This is a genomic window from Sphingomonas oryzagri, from assembly GCF_029906645.1.
Taxonomy (GTDB): domain Bacteria; phylum Pseudomonadota; class Alphaproteobacteria; order Sphingomonadales; family Sphingomonadaceae; genus Solisphingomonas; species Solisphingomonas oryzagri.
The window spans coordinates 1,831,591-1,850,049 of record NZ_JARYGZ010000001.1 but is presented as its reverse complement, the minus strand read 5'-3'; the positions used below and the strand labels follow the sequence as shown (position 1 = coordinate 1,850,049).

Annotated in this window: 21 protein-coding genes and 1 tRNA gene; 13 read left to right on the top strand and 9 right to left on the bottom strand. The window is 67.8% G+C overall.

Translation table 11 applies throughout. The features are described from left to right. The first annotated feature begins 9 nt into the window (after window positions 1-9). From nadA to QGN17_RS08910, 6 genes are all read left to right on the top strand, one after another. Window positions 10-996 carry a quinolinate synthase NadA gene (nadA, locus tag QGN17_RS08935; RefSeq protein ID WP_281044130.1) on the top strand — a complete coding sequence of 329 codons (987 nt, stop codon included), beginning with the start codon at window positions 10-12 and terminating at the stop codon, window positions 994-996. Window positions 997-1,060: 64 nt separating this feature from the next. Further along, complete coding sequence (locus tag QGN17_RS08930) at window positions 1,061-1,276, top strand: hypothetical protein (protein ID WP_281044129.1); 216 nt, start codon at window positions 1,061-1,063, stop codon at window positions 1,274-1,276. Window positions 1,277-1,415: 139 nt separating this feature from the next. Further along, window positions 1,416-2,261, top strand: a complete 846-nt coding sequence (gene nadC, locus QGN17_RS08925) for a carboxylating nicotinate-nucleotide diphosphorylase (protein WP_281044128.1) — start codon at window positions 1,416-1,418, stop codon at window positions 2,259-2,261. 52 nt (window positions 2,262-2,313) lie between these two features. Beyond that, complete coding sequence (locus tag QGN17_RS08920) at window positions 2,314-2,754, top strand: hypothetical protein (RefSeq protein ID WP_281044127.1); 441 nt, start codon at window positions 2,314-2,316, stop codon at window positions 2,752-2,754. 43 nt (window positions 2,755-2,797) lie between these two features. Then, a complete protein-coding gene (locus QGN17_RS08915; protein WP_281044126.1) occupies window positions 2,798-3,247 on the top strand; it encodes a hypothetical protein in 450 nt (149 codons plus the stop codon). A 65-nt stretch (window positions 3,248-3,312) separates the two neighbouring features. Further along, window positions 3,313-3,999 (top strand): ribonuclease T2 family protein, encoded by a 687-nt coding sequence (locus tag QGN17_RS08910; RefSeq protein ID WP_281044125.1) that lies wholly within the window; start codon window positions 3,313-3,315, stop codon window positions 3,997-3,999. A 96-nt stretch (window positions 4,000-4,095) separates the two neighbouring features. Here the strand turns inward: QGN17_RS08910 and QGN17_RS08905 are convergent, their stop codons facing one another. Next, window positions 4,096-4,527: a DUF4112 domain-containing protein gene (locus QGN17_RS08905; RefSeq protein WP_281044124.1), complete on the bottom strand. Its 432-nt coding sequence runs from the start codon at window positions 4,525-4,527 to the stop codon at window positions 4,096-4,098. Between the two features lie 20 nt (window positions 4,528-4,547). Next, a complete protein-coding gene (locus QGN17_RS08900) occupies window positions 4,548-6,011 on the bottom strand; it encodes an ABC transporter substrate-binding protein (RefSeq protein ID WP_281044123.1) in 1,464 nt (487 codons plus the stop codon). A gap of 114 nt (window positions 6,012-6,125) precedes the next feature. On the opposite strand from QGN17_RS08900, the gene QGN17_RS08895 reads away from it, so the two are divergent. The 3 genes from QGN17_RS08895 to QGN17_RS08885 all read left to right on the top strand — a co-directional run bounded on the left by QGN17_RS08895 (window position 6,126) and on the right by QGN17_RS08885 (window position 8,442). Continuing rightward, window positions 6,126-6,431 carry a PilZ domain-containing protein gene (locus tag QGN17_RS08895; RefSeq protein WP_281044122.1) on the top strand — a complete coding sequence of 102 codons (306 nt, stop codon included), beginning with the start codon at window positions 6,126-6,128 and terminating at the stop codon, window positions 6,429-6,431. Between the two features lie 74 nt (window positions 6,432-6,505). Then, window positions 6,506-6,877: a BlaI/MecI/CopY family transcriptional regulator gene (locus tag QGN17_RS08890; RefSeq protein ID WP_281044121.1), complete on the top strand. Its 372-nt coding sequence runs from the start codon at window positions 6,506-6,508 to the stop codon at window positions 6,875-6,877. Next, on the top strand, window positions 6,874-8,442 hold the full coding sequence (locus tag QGN17_RS08885; RefSeq protein WP_281044120.1) for a M56 family metallopeptidase: 1,569 nt from the start codon (window positions 6,874-6,876) through the stop codon (window positions 8,440-8,442). Before QGN17_RS08890 ends, QGN17_RS08885 begins: the two co-directional genes overlap by 4 nt. 59 nt (window positions 8,443-8,501) lie before the next feature. On the opposite strand, the gene QGN17_RS08880 is transcribed toward QGN17_RS08885, so the two are convergent. After that, window positions 8,502-8,759 (bottom strand): hypothetical protein, encoded by a 258-nt coding sequence (locus QGN17_RS08880; RefSeq protein WP_281044119.1) that lies wholly within the window; start codon window positions 8,757-8,759, stop codon window positions 8,502-8,504. 311 nt (window positions 8,760-9,070) lie between these two features. Between QGN17_RS08880 and QGN17_RS08875 the strand changes: the two genes are divergently transcribed. Then, entirely contained in the window at window positions 9,071-9,325 is a 255-nt protein-coding gene (locus QGN17_RS08875; protein WP_281044118.1) for a hypothetical protein, read from the top strand. Window positions 9,326-9,380: 55 nt separating this feature from the next. On the opposite strand, the gene QGN17_RS08870 is transcribed toward QGN17_RS08875, so the two are convergent. The 3 genes from QGN17_RS08870 to rpsA form a co-directional block, all read right to left on the bottom strand. Next, window positions 9,381-9,464, bottom strand: a tRNA-Leu gene (locus QGN17_RS08870). A 42-nt stretch (window positions 9,465-9,506) separates the two neighbouring features. Beyond that, window positions 9,507-9,788, bottom strand: coding sequence for an integration host factor subunit beta (locus tag QGN17_RS08865; RefSeq protein ID WP_281044117.1), 282 nt, complete (start codon window positions 9,786-9,788; stop codon window positions 9,507-9,509). Window positions 9,789-9,983: 195 nt separating this feature from the next. Next, entirely contained in the window at window positions 9,984-11,708 is a 1,725-nt protein-coding gene (gene rpsA / locus QGN17_RS08860; RefSeq protein ID WP_281044116.1) for a 30S ribosomal protein S1, read from the bottom strand. A 378-nt stretch (window positions 11,709-12,086) separates the two neighbouring features. On the opposite strand from rpsA, the gene QGN17_RS08855 reads away from it, so the two are divergent. Next, window positions 12,087-12,728: an RBBP9/YdeN family alpha/beta hydrolase gene (locus QGN17_RS08855; protein ID WP_281044115.1), complete on the top strand. Its 642-nt coding sequence runs from the start codon at window positions 12,087-12,089 to the stop codon at window positions 12,726-12,728. 202 nt (window positions 12,729-12,930) lie between these two features. After that, entirely contained in the window at window positions 12,931-13,281 is a 351-nt protein-coding gene (locus QGN17_RS08850) for a UrcA family protein (protein WP_281044114.1), read from the top strand. Window positions 13,282-13,341: 60 nt separating this feature from the next. On the opposite strand, the gene QGN17_RS08845 is transcribed toward QGN17_RS08850, so the two are convergent. The 3 genes from QGN17_RS08845 to QGN17_RS08835 all read right to left on the bottom strand — a co-directional run bounded on the left by QGN17_RS08845 (window position 13,342) and on the right by QGN17_RS08835 (window position 16,734). Then, window positions 13,342-14,091, bottom strand: coding sequence for a LytR/AlgR family response regulator transcription factor (locus QGN17_RS08845; protein WP_281044113.1), 750 nt, complete (start codon window positions 14,089-14,091; stop codon window positions 13,342-13,344). After that, window positions 14,081-15,319, bottom strand: a complete 1,239-nt coding sequence (locus QGN17_RS08840; RefSeq protein ID WP_281044112.1) for a sensor histidine kinase — start codon at window positions 15,317-15,319, stop codon at window positions 14,081-14,083. Before QGN17_RS08840 ends, QGN17_RS08845 begins: the two co-directional genes overlap by 11 nt. Before the next feature lie 131 nt (window positions 15,320-15,450). Beyond that, the gene (locus tag QGN17_RS08835) at window positions 15,451-16,734 is read right to left on the bottom strand and encodes a glycoside hydrolase family 130 protein (RefSeq protein WP_281044111.1); all 1,284 of its coding nucleotides are present in this window, start codon (window positions 16,732-16,734) and stop codon (window positions 15,451-15,453) included. A 147-nt stretch (window positions 16,735-16,881) separates the two neighbouring features. On the opposite strand from QGN17_RS08835, the gene QGN17_RS08830 reads away from it, so the two are divergent. Next, on the top strand, window positions 16,882-18,360 hold the full coding sequence (locus QGN17_RS08830; protein WP_281044110.1) for a carboxylesterase/lipase family protein: 1,479 nt from the start codon (window positions 16,882-16,884) through the stop codon (window positions 18,358-18,360). The last annotated feature ends 99 nt before the right edge of the window (window positions 18,361-18,459 follow it).

The window sequence follows — 18,459 nt, the reverse complement described above, 5'->3', positions numbered from 1 at the left end:
AACAGACACATGAACGCGCCTGCCAAGAGCCTCAAGGGCCTGGATCTGAAGGCCGAGATCGACAAGCTGCGCAAGGAGCGCAACGCGGTCATCCTCGCGCATTACTACCAGACGCCCGACATTCAGGATCTCGCCGATTTCGTGGGCGACAGCCTCGATCTCTCGGCCAAGGCGGCGGCGACCGACGCCGACGTGATCGCGTTCTGCGGCGTGCGCTTCATGGCCGAGGTCGCCAAGATCCTCAGCCCCGACAAGACCGTGATCCTGCCCGACATGAACGCCGGGTGCAGCCTCGAGGATTCGTGCCCGCCGGAGGAGTTCGCCAAGTTCCGCGCCGCGCACCCGGATCATATCGCGCTCACCTACATCAACTGTTCGGCGGCGGTGAAGGCACACAGCGACATCATCGTCACCTCGTCCTCGGCCGAGAAGATCCTCGCCCAGTTGCCGATGGACCAGAAGATCATCTTTGCGCCCGACAAAAATCTGGGCGCCTGGTTCAACCGCAAGACCGGCCGCGACATGCTGCTGTGGCCCGGCGCCTGCATCGTCCACGAGGCGTTCAGCGAGACCGAACTGCTGAAGCTCAAGGCGCAATATCCGGACGCGCCGATCGCCGCGCACCCGGAATGTCCGGCCTTCATCCTCGATCATGCCGACGAGGTGGGATCGACCAAGGCGATCCTCGACTTCGCGCTGAAATCGGATGCGGACACGATCATCGTCGCCACCGAGCCGCACATCATCCACCAGATGCAGAAGGCGGCGCCGCACAAGCTGTTCATCGGCGCGCCCGGCGCGGACGGCAATTGCAACTGCAACATGTGTCCGTACATGGCGATGAACACGATGGAGAAGCTCTACGTGGCGCTGCGCGACATGGAGCCGCGCATCGAACTGGACGAGGCCACGCGCATCGCCGCCAAGAAGCCGCTCGACCGGATGCTGGAAATGGCCGGCAAGACGGTGGGCAAGGGCGATCTGGGGAGTCGCTGATCACCGGGAACGGTTTCGCCGCCAGAACGCTATCGGCGTGAACCCGACGAGGAGACCTTTCCCCATGAACAACGTACTCGGCATGCTGATCGGCGCGGCGATCGATCGCGAGGATGGCGACAGCGGCGTCGAGGGCGCGATCACCGGTTATCTGGCCGAGGGCGCGCTGAAGGTGATCGCGCCGCTGGCCGTCACCTTCGCGATCGGCTGGGGCGTGCAGTTCCTTGCGCGCCGCGCGATCGGGGCGATCACCGGCGAGGATGCCGCCGCGACGGATTGATCCGTCGGCGGCGCCTGCCTAAGAGCGCGATCGAACGGAAGATAAAACCGTTCGCACTGAGCGTAGTCGAAGTGCGTGCCTCACGCGCGACGCCTGCAGCCCGTCCTTCGACTACGCTCAGGACGAACGGAGTTGTGACGTGACCTTCGATCTTCCCGGCTTCGATCTCGACGCCTTTGTCCGTTCGACGCTCGCCGAGGATCTGGGCGACGCCGGCGACATCACGTCGGCCGCCGTGATCCCCGAGGACGCGCGCTTCACCGGCGCGCTGGTCAGCCGCGATGCCATCGCCGTCGCCGGCCTGCCGATTGCCGAGGCCTTCTTCCGCCATCTCGACCCGGACGTGACGATCGAAGTGCTGGCGCAGGATGGCGACCGCATCCTCAAGGGCACCACGCTGATGCGGATGGAGGGCAAGGCGCGCGCCATGCTCACGGCCGAACGGTCGGCGCTCAACACGCTCCAGCACCTCTCCGGCGTCGCGACGATGGCGCGCACCTATGCCGATGCGATCGCGGGCACCGGGGCGATCCTGCTCGACACCCGCAAGACCATCCCCGGCCTCCGCGTGCTGGAGAAATACGCGACCCGCATGGGCGGTGCCACCAACCACCGCATGGGCCTGTGGGACGCGGCGATGATCAAGGACAATCACATCGCGGTGGCCGGCTCGATCGGGCAGTCGGTGGGTGCCGCCAAGGCGGCGGGCATCGCCAACATCATCGTCGAGGTGGATCGGGTCGACCAGATCGAACCGGCCCTGGCGGCCGGCGCCACCCACCTGCTGCTCGACAACATGACGCCCTCGATCCTGCGTGGCGCCGTCACCCTCGTCGGCGGGCGCGTGCCGACCGAGGCTTCGGGCGGGGTGACGCTGGAGACGATCCGCGAGATCGCCGAGACCGGCGTGACCTACGTCTCGGTCGGTCGCCTCACCCAGTCGGCCCCGGCAGCGGACATCGGATTAGACCTCGCACTGGCTTGAGAAGTGCCGGACTGCCGCTAGACTTCGCTCCCAGGGGCAGAGGGGCGAATTCATGCGACCGGAATCCATTCGTTGGTTCGAGCGGGTCTATATCGGCCGGATCGTCATCGGCCTGGCGATCACCGTCTACAGCGGTTATTGGGCCAGCCGGACGTTCGGCAGCTATCCGCCCCCCGGTTATCTCAGCGGCTGGATTGCCCTCGGCACCCTCCTGATCGGCCTTTTGTGCAATCTACTGCTCCTCTATTTGATCGGTCGCCGGGCGAGCCGTGTCGCCAAATGGCTTTTCATCGCGGGAGCCGTGCTCAGCCTGATCTCGATTTTCCGGGTCGTCATCGCGCCGAATTTTCTCCCCGCCGTGTTCAAGATCGGGTCGCTGTTCGGCGTCGGCCTCGATTTCACGATGATCATGCTGCTCTTCCAGCCCGATTCGCGCGACTGGTTCGAGCGGCGCGGCGTGATGGAGGAGGATTATGCCGATACCTTTTCCTGAAATGCCTGTCGCGATAGGTTGCGATCCCGCAGGGAGATGAACGATGCGTCCCAGGTCGATCTTGTTGTTCGAGCGGATTTTTCTAGTCTACGTGCTGAGTGGCTTGGCATCCGGCATCTGGTCGATGCTGCACATCTCCAGCTTCGTGCCCGCCGGGATGCCGCCTCGGATGATGGCGGCCATGCCGGTATTCATGATCGGCGGCGTGATCGGAACGCTCGTCGTCGATCTGTTGCTGTGGTTCTTCATCGCACGGCGCGGCGCGGATATCGCGCGGTGGATCTTCGTCATCCTGTTCGCGCTCGGCGTGGTGGGCGTCCTGCGGAGTCTGTTCGGACATCCGCAGTTCATGCTGCCGGCGATGGTGATGCTGATAACGGTGGCGCGCCTCGTACTCGACGGAATTTGCACGGCCTTGCTGTTCCGGCCGGACGCGGTGCGCTGGTTCAAGGGCCAGCGGATGCCGGGCGACCTGGGCGACACTTTCTCCTGAGCGCTTGCGCTGTAGGATTTCACGGCCTATTCGTTCTTTAAATGTTCCAATCGGGAGATTCGCGCGTGCGTTTCCTGCTGATCCTCCTTGCGCTGCTGGCGCCGTCCGTCGCGGCCGCACAATCGCTCCCGCGTCCCCATGCCGAACTGCCGAGCGCGGACCAGCCGACGCGGCGCGTTCCGACCACCGGCTACACGCTGTCGATCATCTGGACGCCCGAGCACTGCTTCGCGCAGAAGCGGCGGGGCCGGGACGCAAACGACATGGAATGTTCGGGCGTCGCGGCGCGCGGCTTCATCCTGCACGGCCTGTGGCCGGACGGGGACGGGCCGAACCGCTGGCCGCAATATTGCCGGACCACCCCGATCCTGAGCGACGACCAGCTTCGCGCCGGCGTCGATGCGACGCCCTCGACCCAGTTGCTCCAGCACGAATGGGCCAAGCACGGCACCTGCATGACGGACGATCCGATCGCCTATTTCCGGACCGAGGGTGAGGTTTATCGCCGCATCCGCACGCCCGATATGGCGACGCTGTCGCATCGTCGCGGGCTGACCGCCGGCCAGTTCCAGACTGCCTTCGCCGCCGCCAATCCGGGGATGCGCGCCGACATGATGCGGCTCAACCTCAATAAGCGCGGCTGGCTGGAGGAGGTGTGGATCTGCCTCGGCCTCGACAAGCGTCCGCGCACCTGCCCGGCGACGGCGGGCGGGGCCGACATGGGCGATCCGGTGAAGGTGGCGGCCCCTTAAGGCCTCGCCGTCATTGCGAGTGTAGCGAGGCATCCATGGCGGACCTTATGGATCGCCACGGAGCTTCACGCTTCACGATGACGGTGGTGTCGGAGGTTACCGACGCACCACCTCGCCCTCGACGATCGCCGCTTGCGGGTAATGCTTGTCGAGGTGCCGCTTGATCATCTTCAGGTTCATCGTGTTGGACCGGAAGAAGAAATCGGGGATCGCGCCGACCCACGGGATCAGGCCGAGCGCGAAGTCGAAACCGACATTGCCCAGCATCCGCGTCATCTGCCATTTCGACATGCCGAGGTTGCGCGCTTCCCAGACGATATAGGCGCCGAGCGCGGCGGCCACCGCGTCGCCGGCGACCGGCAGCACGTCGAGAATGACGTCGAGGCCGATGCGCCGATTGAGCACCGGAACCGTGATCAGCCCCTCGAGCAGATGCTCCATATGCTCGATCCGCCGCCGCACCGAGGCGGGGTCGCGGCCGAGTTTCGCCTGATCGGCAAGACGGTCGAAATGGTCGGTCATCGGCATGAAAGGCTCCTTCGCGCGTATCAGCGCTTGAGGGGCGTCCTCAGTTCATTCAGCGGGTGGATCGCCCACGGCGAATCCCGATAGAGATCGAGCGACGGCGCCACCAGCGACCAGCGGACCGGCGGGCCGAAGGCGATGAACGGCGTGTTGTCCGCCATCAGCGCGTCGGCCTGGATCAGCAGCACCGTGCGCTCGGCGAGTGAGTCGGCGTCGCGCGCCTCGACCAGCAGCCGGTCGGTGACGTCGCTGCAGGCCACCTGTCGATCGCACGCGAAACTGCGCAGGTAGAAGCTGGCGACGTCGGCGGGTGCGATCTCGTCGATCAGGCGCAGGTCCGCCGCATCGTCCGGCCCGACCGCGACCGCGCTGACGCCGATCGATCGCCACCCCCGCGCGATCGCCGCGAACAGCAGGCGCGCGCCCGGCCCGGCGGGCATGGCGATGCGCAACACCGGTGGCGCGCCATGGGCGCTCCGCCACCGGTCGATCGTCCCGCGTGCCTGCGCCTGCCTGTCCGCGAGGGGCGTGGTGGACCATGGTGGCATGGCGGGATGCTCGATCTCCGGCGTACCGGCCGCGACGATCGCGGCGGCGGGCGACCAGTTCGGCAGGCCGAGCGATGTGCCTACGCTCTCGCGATCGACTGCCATCGAGAGCGCGCGGCGATTGCCGGCATCGGCGATGAAGCCGCTGTCCGCGCGGACGAAGGCGAGGCCGAACAGGCCCTTTACGGGATCGAAATGCAGCGCGCCGCGCGGCAGCGTCGCGGCTTGGGCGACCGGCAGATCGGTGAAGCGTCCGCCCTGCACCAGATCGGTCGCCCCGGCGACGAACCAGGCGACGGCACGGCCGGCGGTCTGGGCGCGCAACCGCACCGCCGGAGGCAGACGCGGCGTTTCGTCCGGATCGGCGTCGCGATCGGGAAGCGCGCGCAGGCGCAGTGTGCCCTTCCGCGCCTCCGTGATGGCGAAAGGGCCGCGCCCCGGCTCGCCCATCGCCAGATCGGGCTGGGCGAAGAGCTGGAGGAGGTTGGGACGCGGCGCCTTCAACTCGATGTCGATCACCTGCGGCGTGACGGCATCCACCTCGTCGATCGCGCCGAGCAGCGGCTTCAGCCGGTTGCGGCTGTCCGCCGCGATCGCGGCGCGGATGCGCTGGGCGATCGCCTCGGCATCGATCGGCCGCACTCCCGGCGCGGGCAGATCGGGCAGGCGGAAGATCAGGCTGCGCCCGCCGTCGCCCACGATCCAGCGCGCGGCGAGGCCGGGGACGATCTGCCCGCTGGCATCGAAGCGGAGCAGGCCCTGTCCGGTCGCGCCGATCAACGCCGCCTGCGGTGCGGCAAGCGGCCCGCCATCGGCATCGGCGTGCGCCGAGAAAGCGGGGCCGATCACGCTCGCCTCGATCGGGCCGGCATCGTCGTGCCGCCGGCAACCGGCGACCAGGGCGAGCGCCGCGAGCGCAAGGGGGACGGAGCGGATCATGACCGCCTGCCACCCTAGGCCGCGCGGGAGCGAGCGCCAGCCTCAACCTGCTCTTCACCATTGTTTTACGCGTCCTGCGCTATTGCCGGCCGTCGAACCGGGGAAAGGTGAGCGATGAAGGCAGTCATCCAGATGCGGCGGGAAGATCCGCGGCGCGAGGCGCGCCACTTCGCGCATCGCGACGGCGAGATCGAGCCGGTCGGCTCGGACAGCGTGGCGGGCGTCGTCACCGATCTCTCCCGCTCGGGCTTCCGCATCCTCGTCGACGAGCCGCTGGCGCCGGAAAGCGTCGTGTGGCTGAAGGTCGGCGGGCAGGGGCCGTTCATGGCCCGCGTCGTCTGGTATGACGGCGCCGCCGCCGGCTGCGAATTCGCCGGCCGCCTCCATCCGGATATCGTCGCGGGCCTCCTCGAAGGCTGAACCGCCGCAGCGCGACCGCTTGACGATTACAGATGTGGTCATTACGATCACAACTGTAATCGAAGAGGTGAGTCGTGGCCGAACGGATCAGCGAAGCCGAACTGACGGTGATGGAGGCGCTGTGGTCCGCGCCCGCGCCGCTCACCGCGCAGGAGGTGCACGATCGCATCGGCGATGCGCGCGAATGGAGCGACCGCACCGTCAAGACCATGCTCGGCCGGCTGCTCGCCAAGGGCGTGCTGGCGCATGAGGAGGATGGCCGCCGCTACCTCTATCGCCCTGCGGTGAAGCGCGACGCCTATGTGGCGGGTGAGTCCCGCCGGCTGGTCGATCGGCTGTTCGGTGGCCGCGCGGCCCCCCTGGTTGCGCATCTGGCGGAAGGCGAGGGGCTTTCCCAGGACGACATTGCCGAACTCGAGGCACTGCTGAAGGAGCTCAAGGCATGATCGCCTGGATCGTCCAGACGCTGATCGCCTCGGCCCTGCTGATGGCGATCGTGCTGATGCTGCGCGCGCCGGTGACCCGCACGTTCGGCGCGCGTGCCGCCTACGCGCTTTGGCTGCTGCCGGTGCTTCGCATGGTGCTGCCGCCGTTGCCGGGGTGGCGGATGATCGGCGTGCCGGTCTTCGTCTGGCAGGGGCCGGAGACGACGGTTGGCCTCGTCGATCCGGCGACGGCGGTGCAATTGGCGCATGAGGTGGTCCGATCCGGACATATGCGGGTCGCATCCCACCTCACGCCGATCGCGCCCGATCTGCCGGTGCAGATGATCCTGGCGCCGCAGCCCGCGCCGCCGCTGGCGTCGGGCATCGGCTGGGGCGCGCTGTTGCTGGCAGTGTGGCTCGGCGGTGCGCTGCTGTGGTTCGCGTGGCAGATGATCCGCTATCGCGCCTTTCTCGATCGGGCGATGCGCGATGCCCGGCCGCTGACCCGCGAATGCGGTATCGACGTGCTACTCAGCGATCAGGTCGACGGGCCGGTGGCCGCCGGCATCGTCAGGCGCCGGATCTTCCTGCCGGCCGATTTCATGCAGCGCTACACACCCGAGGAGCGGCGGCTGGCGCTGGTCCACGAGGCGGCGCACCATGATCGCCTCGATCTTCCCGCCAACCTCGTGGGTCTCGCCGTGCTGGCGCTGCACTGGTGGAATCCGCTCGCGCACCGGGCCTACCGGGCGTTCCGATCGGATCAGGAATTGGCCTGCGACGCCACGGTGCTGGCTGGCGCGCAGGCCGGGGATCGCCTCGCCTACGGGCGGGCGGTGCTCAAGTCGGCGTCGGCGCGGATGCCCGGTGTGGCCTGCGCGCTCAGCCACAAGGCCCAGCTCAAGGAGAGGATCGTCATGATGGCCAGGAAACCGATCGGCGCATCGCGCCTCGTCATGGGCGGGATGGTCGCGGTCGCCGCGATCGGCGGCGGGCTGCTGCTCACCGCATCCGGCACCGCTTTCGCGCAGGATGTGCATCCCGTGGAGTTCACCGGCCCCGCGCCGGCGTCGGTGGAGGCGGCGCGCGTCGAGGCGGCGCACGCCGCGAAGCAGGCGGAGGAGGCCGGTCGCCGCGCCGAGGCCGATGGTCGCCGTGCGGCGGCGGTGGCAGAACGCGTCAGCCGATCGGCGGAGGCGGATGCGGACCGGATGTCGGCGGAGGCCAACCGTCGTGCCGCGCTGGCCGAGGCCGCGGCGCGCAAGGCGGCGAACGAGGCGGCGGTGGCGGGCGCCAATGCGGCGGAGATCCAGCGCACCGCTCTCGCCACCGCGCGCTCCAACCTCGCCGCGAAATGCGCCGCCGCCGGTACGCCGGTGGATGCCCAAGCCGACTGGCGGGCACCCGCCACCTGCGGCCGGATGCGCGAGATGATCCGCACCTCGCTCCAGAATGCGCGTGCGGCGATCGTGGCTTCGCCCGGCCTCACCGACGCGCAGCGGGCGGCGGCGCTGGCCAATCTCGATCGCTCGATCGCGGACAGCGATCGCGACATGCAAGACGCGGAGAATGCGCCGACCTCCTGACGCGCGGCCATGTCCGCCATGAAGGCCGCCGGCGTATCCTCGCCGGCGGCCTTTTCGTGTCAGCGTCCGTCGGACAAGGCGGTGAAGGCCATCCGTTCCCAGATATTGGCGGCGTCGCGCGACAGATCGCGTCGTTCGCCTTCGCGCAGCATCGCCTCGCTGGGAACGCGCATCGCGCTGATCGCGCGGTGGGCGGCGGCGTGGTAATCGGCGCGCGCCTCGTCGGTCAGGTCGTCCCATGCGATCGGCGCACCGCTGATCGCCATGCGCGGGAGGGCGATATGGATGGCGCGGGCGACGCGATCGATCATGCTCATGGCGCGAATTTCCCCGAAGTACCGGTTTGTCCTCTCCGGGCTCTACGGCCATTGGGGCGAATGAAACACGAGCGGAGGGGATGCGCAATATCTCGTTACGGCCGGGATCGGCACGCAATTATGGGTTTGAGCCGATAATTGGCGCGGTCTCCCAATAGCCGGCGAGGATTATTGATTACGGTCGACAGGAGCGTCGAACAAGGCCCGAGAATCGGGCGCTTTCTACGATTGGCACGCTAGCTGCTTGGGCGGAGGAGCAAGCCGGAAGGGCTTGCCGGGCTTCGGTCCGCCCCCAGGAAGGAGATACCGCCATGACCAGCGTTTCCCGCCTCGTCCCGGCCCTTGCCGCGCTCTCGACCGCGTTCGTCGGCGTCGCGCCGGCGTTCGCGCAGGCATCCGCGCCCGTCCAGCACGTCCGCGTCTATTATCAGCCGGCGAGCAGCACCTATTGCATCGACACCGCCGAGATGGACGCGGGCGCGACCGGCGTCACCCGGCTGCCCAGCTTCCAGTGCAAGAGCCAGGCGGAATGGGCGCAGGACGGCCTCACTGTCTCGCGCATCTGAAATGGCCGAGGACGAACGGCTCGCGGCAATCCTGTCGCGAGCCGTTCCTGTCGGATGGTGCGGGCGAGGGGACTCGAACCCCTACTCCATGGGAAGGCGATTTTAAGTCGCCTGCGTCTACCGGTTTCGCCACGCCCGCAGCCCCGCCCAAAGAGGCGGGGAGGGCGCCGTGGTCAAGCCCCTAAGCGACGTTCAGCCGCTCGCGCATTTCCTTGCCCGGCTTGAAATAGGGCACGCGCTTGGCGGATACCTCGACCGGTTCCCCCGTGCGCGGATTGCGGCCGGTGCGCGCATCGCGCGCGCGCGTGGAAAAAGCACCGAAGCCGCGCAGTTCGACGCGGCCACCCGCCACCAGATGCGCGCTGATCGCCTCGAAGATCGAGGAAACGAGGCGCTCGATATCCTTCAACGGCAGTTCCGGATTGGCATCCGCCACCCGCTGCACAAGTTCGGACCGGATCATCTCGCCTACCCTTGTTTATGCCCTGTCGGACGAGTCTCCCTGGGCCCGATCTTTTTCATAAAACTGGATCAATGTCACGCGCATCTAAGGTTAACGCGTTACGCATGTGAAACGAAAAACCCCCGCCCGCCGGGTGGCGGACGGGGGCTTCGAGGCTCGACCGGTTAACCGGTTGAGACTGTTAGTTGTTCTGCGTCAGTTGTTTTCCTGGCGGGCCTTGAGGGCCTCACCGAGGATGTCGCCGAGCGAGGCGCCCGAGTCCGACGAACCATACTGCGCGACGGCCTGCTTCTCTTCGGCGAGCTGCAGCGCCTTGATCGAGAAGGTCGGCTTCTTGGAGCGGTCGAAACCGGTCACCATCGCGTCGAACTTCTGGCCGACCTGGAAGCGCTCGGCGCGCTGCTCGTCACGGTCGCGGCCGAGATCGCCACGACGGATGAAGCCGGTCGCGCCATCGTCGCCGATCTGCACGTCGAGGCCGGCATCACCCACCGACAGGACGGTGACGGTGACGGTCTGGCCCTTGTTGACGCCCGAACCCGACGAACCGCCGGCCGACGCGCCGGCACCGGCGACGCCGCCACGCTCGAGCTGCTTGATGCCGAGCGAGATGCGCTCCTTCTCGGCGTCCACGTCGAGCACGACCGCCTGCACGGTCTCGCCCTTGTGGTGCAGCGCGAGGGCTTCCTCGCCGGTCACGCCCCAGGCGATGTCCGACATGTGGACCATGCCGTCCACGTCGCCGTCCAGGCCGATGAACAGGCCGAACTCGGTGGCGTTCTTGACTTCGCCCTCGACGGTCGAACCGATCGGGTGCTTCTCGGTGAAGGCCTCCCAGGGGTTCTGCTGGGCCTGCTTGAGGCCGAGCGAGATGCGGCGCTTGTCCTCGTCCACCTCGAGGATGACCACGTCGACTTCCTGCGAGGTCGAGACGATCTTGCCCGGATGCACGTTCTTCTTGGTCCAGCTCATCTCGGAGACGTGGACCAGGCCCTCGATGCCCGGCTCCAGCTCGACGAACGCACCATATTCGGTGATGTTCGTGACGCGGCCGGAGAACTTGCCGCCGATCGGGTACTTGGCCTGCGCGCCCTCCCACGGATCGCTCTCGAGCTGCTTCATGCCGAGCGAGATGCGCTGGGTGTCGCGGTTGATGCGGATGATCTGCACCTTCACGGTGTCACCGATGTTGATGACTTCCGACGGGTGGTTGACGCGCTTGTAGCTCATGTCGGTGACATGGAGCAGGCCGTCGATGCCGCCGAGATCGACGAAGGCACCGTAATCGGTGATGTTCTTCACGACGCCGTCGATCACCTGGCCCTCGGCGAGCGACTGGATCAGGCCGGTGCGCTGCTCGGCGCGGGTCTCTTCGAGGACGGCGCGGCGCGACACGACGATGTTGCCGCGGCGGCGATCCATCTTGAGGATCTGGAAGGGCTGCGGGATGTCCATCAGCGGGGTCACGTCGCGGACCGGGCGGATGTCCACCTGCGAGCCGGGCAGGAAGGCCACGGCGCCGTTCAGGTCGACGGTGAAGCCGCCCTTGACGCGGCCGAAGATCACGCCCTCGACGCGCGCGGTCTTGGCGAACTCGCCTTCCAGCTTGTCCCACGCGGCTTCGCGGCGGGCGCGGTCACGGCTGAGCATCGCTTCGCCATGGGTGTTCTCGACGCGGTCGACATAGACCTCGACCTCGTCACCGACCTTCAGATCGGCCTTCTGGCCCGGCGCGGGCGCGAATTCGCGCAGCGGCACGCGGCCTTCGGACTTGAGGCCGACGTCGATGACCACGAGGTCGTTCTCGATGCCGGTGACGGTGCCCTTCACCACACGGCCTTCGAAGCCGTCGGCATGACCAAGGGTCTGGTCGAGGAGAGCCGCGAAATCGTCGCGGGTCGGGTTGGCAGTGGTCGCCATAAAGCGGTTCGTTCCTATCAATCGTTTCCGGCCACCCGGTTGAATCCGGGGGTCTTTGGCCGAACTGCCGCGGAGGCCCCATGCCCGTCGCGGCGTCCAGTAAGCAACGGCAAGCGGCGGCAGCGTCCAAACGCGAAAAGGGCGCGTGACGGAGAGCCTGTGGCTCACCCCATCCGCGCCATGCCACCGCGAGCTTTGCCCGCTGGATGGCGCGCCTATAGCGACAAGGCCGCAACGGAGCAAGTTAAACGGGGAATGGCGCAACGGCGGTTCTGCGCCGGGCGGAGGCTGGCCTGCGACGATTGCGGGGGCGGGGGACTGCCCCCGAAGCCCGGCGCGAGTCACTCTGGCATCTTCGGCTTGGCGTGGAGACTCGCGATGGCGACGGATTGGCCTCTCTGCCTGACGATCCCCGGTATCGACAATTCGGGGCGCGGCCACTGGCAGACGATCTGGGAGCGAGACCGGCCCGATTGCGCGCGCGTCGATCTCGGTTGCTGGGATGCGCCGATCCGCAACGTCTGGCTCAGCCGGATCGACCAGGCGGTGAGCGGGGCAGGGCGGCCGGTGGTGCTGGTGGCGCATGGGCTGGGCTGTCACGCGGTGGCGTGGTGGGCGGCCCTGCTGGGCAAGAGCGCGGCGCGGCGGGTGCGGGGCGCGTTGCTGGTCGCGCCGCCCGATCCGTCGCGGAACCCCGGCCTCGCCGATTTCGCGCCGGTGCCGACCGCGATGCTGCCTTTCCCCTCGATCGTGGTCGCGGGGCGTGACGATCCGGCCGCGTCGCCCGGCTGGTCGCGGGAGATCGCCGGCGAGTGGGTGTCCGATTTCGTCGAGACGGGCGAGGCGGGGCACCTCAATGCGCGCTCGCGGATGGGGCAATGGGCGGAGGGACAGCGCCTGCTCGACCTGCTGATCGACGGCGGGCCGGGCCTGTCGCGCTATCCCTATCGCCGGGAGCGGCCGGTCCGTCCGGTACGCACCGTGCGTCCCTCACTGCGAGTCGTCGCGCCGTCGCGCTGATGTCGTTTCGGTGACGGTCGTTCGTCGATCCCAGACCGTTGTTGGTCAGGCCGTACCGCCGTCGATGGACGGCTGAGCGCCCTCCATCGAACCCGGCGCGCATGGCGCCGGCCCATTTCCTAGCAAGGCTCCAGCGAAGGCGATGCAACGCCCTCGCATCCGCCGGGACATACCGCTCCGGCCCCCTTGAGGAGCACTGACCATGGCTATCCGTTTCACCGCGTTCGCGCTTTCCGCCGCCCTTCTCCTGTCCGCTCCCGCGTTCGCGGCGCCGGCTGCCGACGGGATGAGCACCACCGTCCGCTTCGCCGATCTCGATCTCGCCACCGATGCCGGCGTCGCCAGGCTGCACAGCCGCATCGCCCGCGCCGCGAATGCGGTATGCGGTGGTGACGTCGACCAGCGCAACCTGAGCCTGATGAACAGCGTCGCCGCCTGCCGTCAGGTCGCGCTGGCGAGCGCCGAGCCGCAGGTTCAGCTGGCGATGGCATCGGCGCGCGGAGACCGCCAGCTCGCGGTCAATGACGTGAAGGTCGCCGCGCGCGGCTTCTGACCCGCATCCACCCGTTTGTCCCCCTGACCCCCGGAGCGATCCTCCGGGGGTTCTTTTTCGTCAGCGCCCGATCAGCGTCTTGGCGGCGGGAAGGTAGCTGCGGCCAATGCGTGTCTCGCTGCCGTCCGCCAGCACCGCGAACCAGGTGCCGAGGCCGTCGTGGCGCAGGCGGGTGATGAAGGCGCGGCGCACGATCGCCGATCGGTGGAGCCGGATGAAGCGCGCCGGATCGAGCCGCCGCTCCAGCTCGGTGATCGTCTGGTGGAGCAGGAAGCTGCGCGCGCCGATGTGCAGGCGCATATAATCGCGCTCCGCCTCGATGCGATCGACGTCGTCGGCCGAGACGCGGATCACCTCGGAGCGGTGGGGCACCCAGAATTCCTCCAGCCACTCCGCCTGGGCTTCGGGCGCGGCTTCGGTGGCGCGCAATGTCTCGGTGACGCGGGCGACCGCCTTGGCGAGCCGTTCGGGCACCACGGGCTTCAGCAGGTAATCCACCGCCGCGACATCGAAGGCGGCGACCGCGAACTGGTCGAACGCGGTGCAGAAGATGATGGCGGGGCGCACCGCCTTAGCCTCGAGCGCTTGCGCGACGCCGATGCCGTCGAGGCCGGGCATGGCGATGTCGAGCAGCACCATCTCGGGCGCCAGCGCCTCGATCATGCGCAGCGCCGCCTCGCCATCGGTCGCGGTGCCGACCAGTGCGATGCCGGGCGTCTGCGCGCAGAGGATCTGGAGGCGCTCGACCGCGAGCGGCTCGTCGTCGACGATGAGGGTGCGCAGGGGGCTTTTGGGCGGCTCAGCAGCCATGGCGCACCAGCGGCAACGTGATGCGCACGGCGAAGCCGCCGCCCGCGCGCGGACCCCAATGGCAGTGCGCGGCATCGCCGAAGCGCGCGGCCAGCCGGTCGCGCACGTTGCGCAGGCCCACGCCGGTGCCGCCTTCGGTTCCGCCGACGGGATCGCCATCATCCTCGACGGAGAGGCGCAGCACCTCCGCCTCGGCGCTGGCGTGGATGCGGATCGTCACGGGCCGCCGCGCGCGCGATACGCCGTATTTCACGGCGTTCTCGACGAGCGGCTGGAGGATCAGCCCCGGCACGCAGGCGTTGCGCAATATCTCCGGCACCTCGATCTGCGCGATCAGCCGTTCGGGGAAGCGCACCGTCTCGATATCGAGATAGAGGCGCTGGAGGGTGATCTCCTCCGACAGCGGCACGTCCTCGGTGGGATCGCCGGTCAGGCTGGTGCGGAAGAAGGTGGAGAGGTTCAGGATCATCCGCTCCGCCTCGCCCTTCTTGCCCGTCATCACCAGCGAGGAGAGCGAGTTCAGCGTGTTGAACAGGAAATGCGGGTTCACCTGATAGCGGAGCGCGCGCAACTCGGCCGACTGGGCGGCGGCGCGCAGTTCGGCTGTGCGCCGCTCCAGCGCGCCCATCCGCGCCGCGTAGCAGAGCGCGAGGTAGATGGCGGCCCAGGCGACGAAGAAGAAATAGCCGTTGCCCGCCTGATCGGCGATACCCATCAGCGGCGTCTCCTCCTCGTCGTCCGGCATGGTGCCGACCGATGGGGGAGGGGGCGGCGGCGGGACGATGACGACCGATTGCTGGTGGGTCACGCTGTTGGTGGAGACGATCACCCGCGCGTCCTTGGGATCGAACGGCACCACGGGCGAGGCCGTCTTGGCGGGTGGCGTCCAGTTCCAAGACATCGGCTTCTTGTCGGCCAGATGATCGAACACGTACCAGTTGATGGTCGCGTAGGCGAAAGCGGCCGGCAGCGAGAGCAGAGCCGCCAGGACCATGCCGCGCCCCAATCGCGCCGTATTGCAGCTGCTCATCACGAGGTAGAAGATCAGGGTGACGCCCGCGCTCGCCGCCGAGACGATCGCGCGGGCGGTGAGCATCGTGTGGCCGTTATTGTAGACCACGGTGGCGCGCAGCGACCAGATCGTGAAATAGAGCAGCCAGAACACCGCGATCGACAGCAGGACGATCCGCGGCGAGGGGCGGGGGATGACGGCGTCCTCGTTCGACATGGCCCAGTGCATAACGCGCAAGGCTTAACGGGGCATCGGGCTTTCGTGCCCCGGTCGAACCGGAATGGCCGTTCGTCGAACGAATACGTCATCCTCCCTGCGCAAAGCGCGGGGAGGGGGAGGATGAGAGGTCAACTCATCCGCGCCAGCAGATCGTCGATCGGGCAGCTGGCGAAGCTCGCGAAATTGTCGGCGACGCCGTAGGGCAGCAGCAGGGTGCGCCCGTGCACCATGCCGCCGCAGCTGTAGACGACGTTGGGCACGTAGCCGTCGCGTTCCTTGGCGCTGGGCTTCAGGATCGGCTGGGCAGTGCGCTTGAGCACCTTCGAAGGATCGTCGCGATCGAGCAGGGCGGCGCCCAGGCAATAGGTGCGCGCCATGCCGACGCCGTGGGTGATGACCAGCCAGCCCTCGTCGATCTCCATCGGCGATCCGCAATTGCCCATCTGCGCGAATTCCCAAGAGAAGCGCGGCTCGATCAGCTTGGCGCCGCCGTCCCAATGGTGGAGATCGTCCGATTCCAGCAGCCAGATATTCTCATTGTCCTGCCGGCCGAGCATCACGTAGCGGCCGCCGATCTTGCGCGGGAACAGGGCCATGCCCTTCGCCGCCGCCGCCGATCCGGTGAGCGGGCTGACCTCGAAGCTCTTGAAACCGGTGCCGCGCAGCAACTCGGAACGGGCATCGCGGCCGTCGAAGGCGGTGTAGGTGCCGTAATATTTCACCTCGCCGTCATCCTCGACGAAGCGGCACAGGCGCAGATCCTCGATGCCCTGCCGCTGGCTGTCGGTGACGGGGAAGAGCACCGTCTCGGACACGTCCTCGCTGCCTTCGCAGACGATGCAGGTCGATCCGTCGCCATTGACCTTTTCGATGCGCGGCGAGACCGCCTGCGGGCTGGCATCGTCCAGCGCGAAGCCGTCTTTCTCGGACCACCGCCCGGTGCGAAAGGTGACTGACGAGATATGGCCCTCGCCGATGCCGCGCAGCGACATCAGGAAGCGCACGGCGCCCGATCCGTCGTCTTCATGCTCCGGGTGGACGACCATGCTCGGGTTGAACAAAGCGGCGGCCTCGAAGCTGTATTCCTCGCTGAAATAGGCGCCGATGACGAGGCGCCCCTTGTCGGAAGCCTCGTCGCAGATCGGCAGCTGCTCGCGTATCTCGTCGTAGCGACGCAGCAGCGTCTCCTCGACATTGCGGTGGCGCCCGCCCAGCGCGTCGAGCGCCATCGCGCACTTGCGCCCGATATCCTCCTCGCCGAGCGCCAGGATGCGCTCGACGATCTTGCGTGTGCGGGGATGCTCGTCGTCGCGGAAGGGATCGGGGTAGGAGGGCGAGAAGGGACGGATCACGGTGCGAGACGGGTCCGGCCGGACGTGCAGGCGGCTGTGCTGGAACAGGCTTCGGCTCATGGTGGGCATCCCCTTCGCTACGCAGCCGAGACGCGGGTGGCGGGGCAAGGTTCCATCAACACGGAGTGCCGCGCGGCAAAGTCCGCGCGATTGCCTGCGTGCGTCGGTCTTCTATCTGGAAGGCAAGGATAAAGGCAGGAGACGGGCATGGGCGAGGCGCTGGCGACGGTGGCCGAAGGCGGGCTGAAAGGCGTGAGCGAGGGCGGTGTGAGGCGCTTCCTGGGCGTGCCTTATGCCGCGTCCCCCTTGGGCGAGCGTCGTTTCGCCGCGCCGCAGCCCTATCCGGCGTGGGAAGGCGTCCGCGACGTATCCTCGCCTGGACCGACTGCGCCGCAGGCGAAAACGCCGGCCTTTCCGGGTCTCGACATCGTGCCCTTGATCGGTGCCGGCTGGCGCGAGGGTGATGATTTCCTGCAGGCCAACATCTGGGCGCCAGAGGATGCGATCGCCGCGCCGGTCATGGTGTTCATCCACGGCGGCGCCTTCGTCGGCGGGAGCAACGACGCGCAGGTGACCGACGGCACCGCCTTCGCGCGATCGGGTGTGGTGCTGGTGTCGATCAACTATCGGCTGGGCGTGGAGGGCTGGCTGGCGCTGCCGGGCGCCCCGACCAACCTAGGCCTGCGCGACCAGATCGCGGCGCTGCGCTGGGTGCAGAAGAATATCGCGGCGTTCGGTGGCGATCCCGCCAATATCACCGTTTTCGGTGAATCCGCCGGCGCGATGTCGATCGGCTGCCTGATCGCCTCGCCGCTCGCCAAGGGCCTGTTCCGCCGCGCGATCGTCGAGAGCGGCCATGGATCGATGGTGCGGCCGATCGCGGTGGCGCGGCGGGCGACGGCGAAGCTGGCCAAGCTCGCCGGGGTGACGCCGGACGTCGATGGGTTCGCCACGCTGTCACCCGCACAATGGATCCCGCACCAGCAGACGGTGCAGGCTCCCACCACCCGGATCGATCTGCGCGACGGGCAGGGGCGCGAGCCGGCATATGGTCTCTCCCGCTTCCTGCCCGTGTTCGGCGACGACGTGCTTCCCGAGCATCCGCTCGATGCGCTTGCAAAGGGAGCCGGCGCCGAGGTGGAACTGCTGATCGGCACCAATGCCGAGGAGATGAACCTCTATTTCGTGCCGACCGGCGTGAAGGCCAGGATAGGGCGGCTGCTCGCCTGGTTCATCCTGCGTGGCAAGGTGCCGAAGGCGCGCGCGATCCTGAAGGCCTACGGAATGGGCAGGCGCAAGGCGGGCGATGCTTTCACCGAGGCGCTGAGCGATCTGGTCTTCCGCCAGCCGGCGCGTGCGTTCGCGGCCGCGCATCGGGGCAGGACGCATTTCTACGAACTCGGCTGGCGCTCGCCCATTTTCGGCGGCGAGCTGGGCGCCTGCCATGCGATCGACCTGCCCTTCGTGTTCGACACGATCGCCTGCTGCACGGGGGAGGAAGGCTTCGTCGGCCCGAGACCGCCCGCCGATCTGGCGAAGCGCATCCACGCCATCTGGGTCGGCTTCGCCCGCGACGGTGGACTCGCCTGGCCGGAATACAGCGCGGATAAGCCCTGGGTCCGTCGGCTGGAGCAGGACGAGGCCACGACCGAGGCACCCTTGCCCGCCGCGCCTTATTGCTCCTGAGATGATCGGCTAAATGGCCGTGCGGATTTGCACAAACGTCTACCTTTCAGATAGGAAACCTGTCTGATAGCTTTGCCTTCAAGCCGGGAAAACCCGGCG

What these genes read in the sequence shown, in the direction of transcription:
- nadA (WP_281044130.1), top strand. Translation starts at nt 10, where the DNA reads ATGAACGCGCCTGCCAAGAGCCTCAAGGGCCTGGATCTGAAGGCCGAG.
- QGN17_RS08930 (WP_281044129.1), top strand. Translation starts at nt 1,061, where the DNA reads ATGAACAACGTACTCGGCATGCTGATCGGCGCGGCGATCGATCGCGAG.
- QGN17_RS08920 (WP_281044127.1), top strand. Translation starts at nt 2,314, where the DNA reads ATGCGACCGGAATCCATTCGTTGGTTCGAGCGGGTCTATATCGGCCGG.
- QGN17_RS08915 (WP_281044126.1), top strand. Translation starts at nt 2,798, where the DNA reads ATGCGTCCCAGGTCGATCTTGTTGTTCGAGCGGATTTTTCTAGTCTAC.
- QGN17_RS08905 (WP_281044124.1), bottom strand. Translation starts at nt 4,527, where the DNA reads ATGCCGATGACCGACCATTTCGACCGTCTTGCCGATCAGGCGAAACTC.
- QGN17_RS08900 (WP_281044123.1), bottom strand. Translation starts at nt 6,011, where the DNA reads ATGATCCGCTCCGTCCCCCTTGCGCTCGCGGCGCTCGCCCTGGTCGCC.
- QGN17_RS08895 (WP_281044122.1), top strand. Translation starts at nt 6,126, where the DNA reads ATGAAGGCAGTCATCCAGATGCGGCGGGAAGATCCGCGGCGCGAGGCG.
- QGN17_RS08885 (WP_281044120.1), top strand. Translation starts at nt 6,874, where the DNA reads ATGATCGCCTGGATCGTCCAGACGCTGATCGCCTCGGCCCTGCTGATG.
- QGN17_RS08880 (WP_281044119.1), bottom strand. Translation starts at nt 8,759, where the DNA reads ATGAGCATGATCGATCGCGTCGCCCGCGCCATCCATATCGCCCTCCCG.
- QGN17_RS08875 (WP_281044118.1), top strand. Translation starts at nt 9,071, where the DNA reads ATGACCAGCGTTTCCCGCCTCGTCCCGGCCCTTGCCGCGCTCTCGACC.
- QGN17_RS08865 (WP_281044117.1), bottom strand. Translation starts at nt 9,788, where the DNA reads ATGATCCGGTCCGAACTTGTGCAGCGGGTGGCGGATGCCAATCCGGAA.
- rpsA (WP_281044116.1), bottom strand. Translation starts at nt 11,708, where the DNA reads ATGGCGACCACTGCCAACCCGACCCGCGACGATTTCGCGGCTCTCCTC.
- QGN17_RS08855 (WP_281044115.1), top strand. Translation starts at nt 12,087, where the DNA reads ATGGCGACGGATTGGCCTCTCTGCCTGACGATCCCCGGTATCGACAAT.
- QGN17_RS08850 (WP_281044114.1), top strand. Translation starts at nt 12,931, where the DNA reads ATGGCTATCCGTTTCACCGCGTTCGCGCTTTCCGCCGCCCTTCTCCTG.
- QGN17_RS08845 (WP_281044113.1), bottom strand. Translation starts at nt 14,091, where the DNA reads ATGGCTGCTGAGCCGCCCAAAAGCCCCCTGCGCACCCTCATCGTCGAC.
- QGN17_RS08840 (WP_281044112.1), bottom strand. Translation starts at nt 15,319, where the DNA reads ATGTCGAACGAGGACGCCGTCATCCCCCGCCCCTCGCCGCGGATCGTC.
- QGN17_RS08835 (WP_281044111.1), bottom strand. Translation starts at nt 16,734, where the DNA reads ATGAGCCGAAGCCTGTTCCAGCACAGCCGCCTGCACGTCCGGCCGGAC.
- QGN17_RS08830 (WP_281044110.1), top strand. Translation starts at nt 16,882, where the DNA reads ATGGGCGAGGCGCTGGCGACGGTGGCCGAAGGCGGGCTGAAAGGCGTG.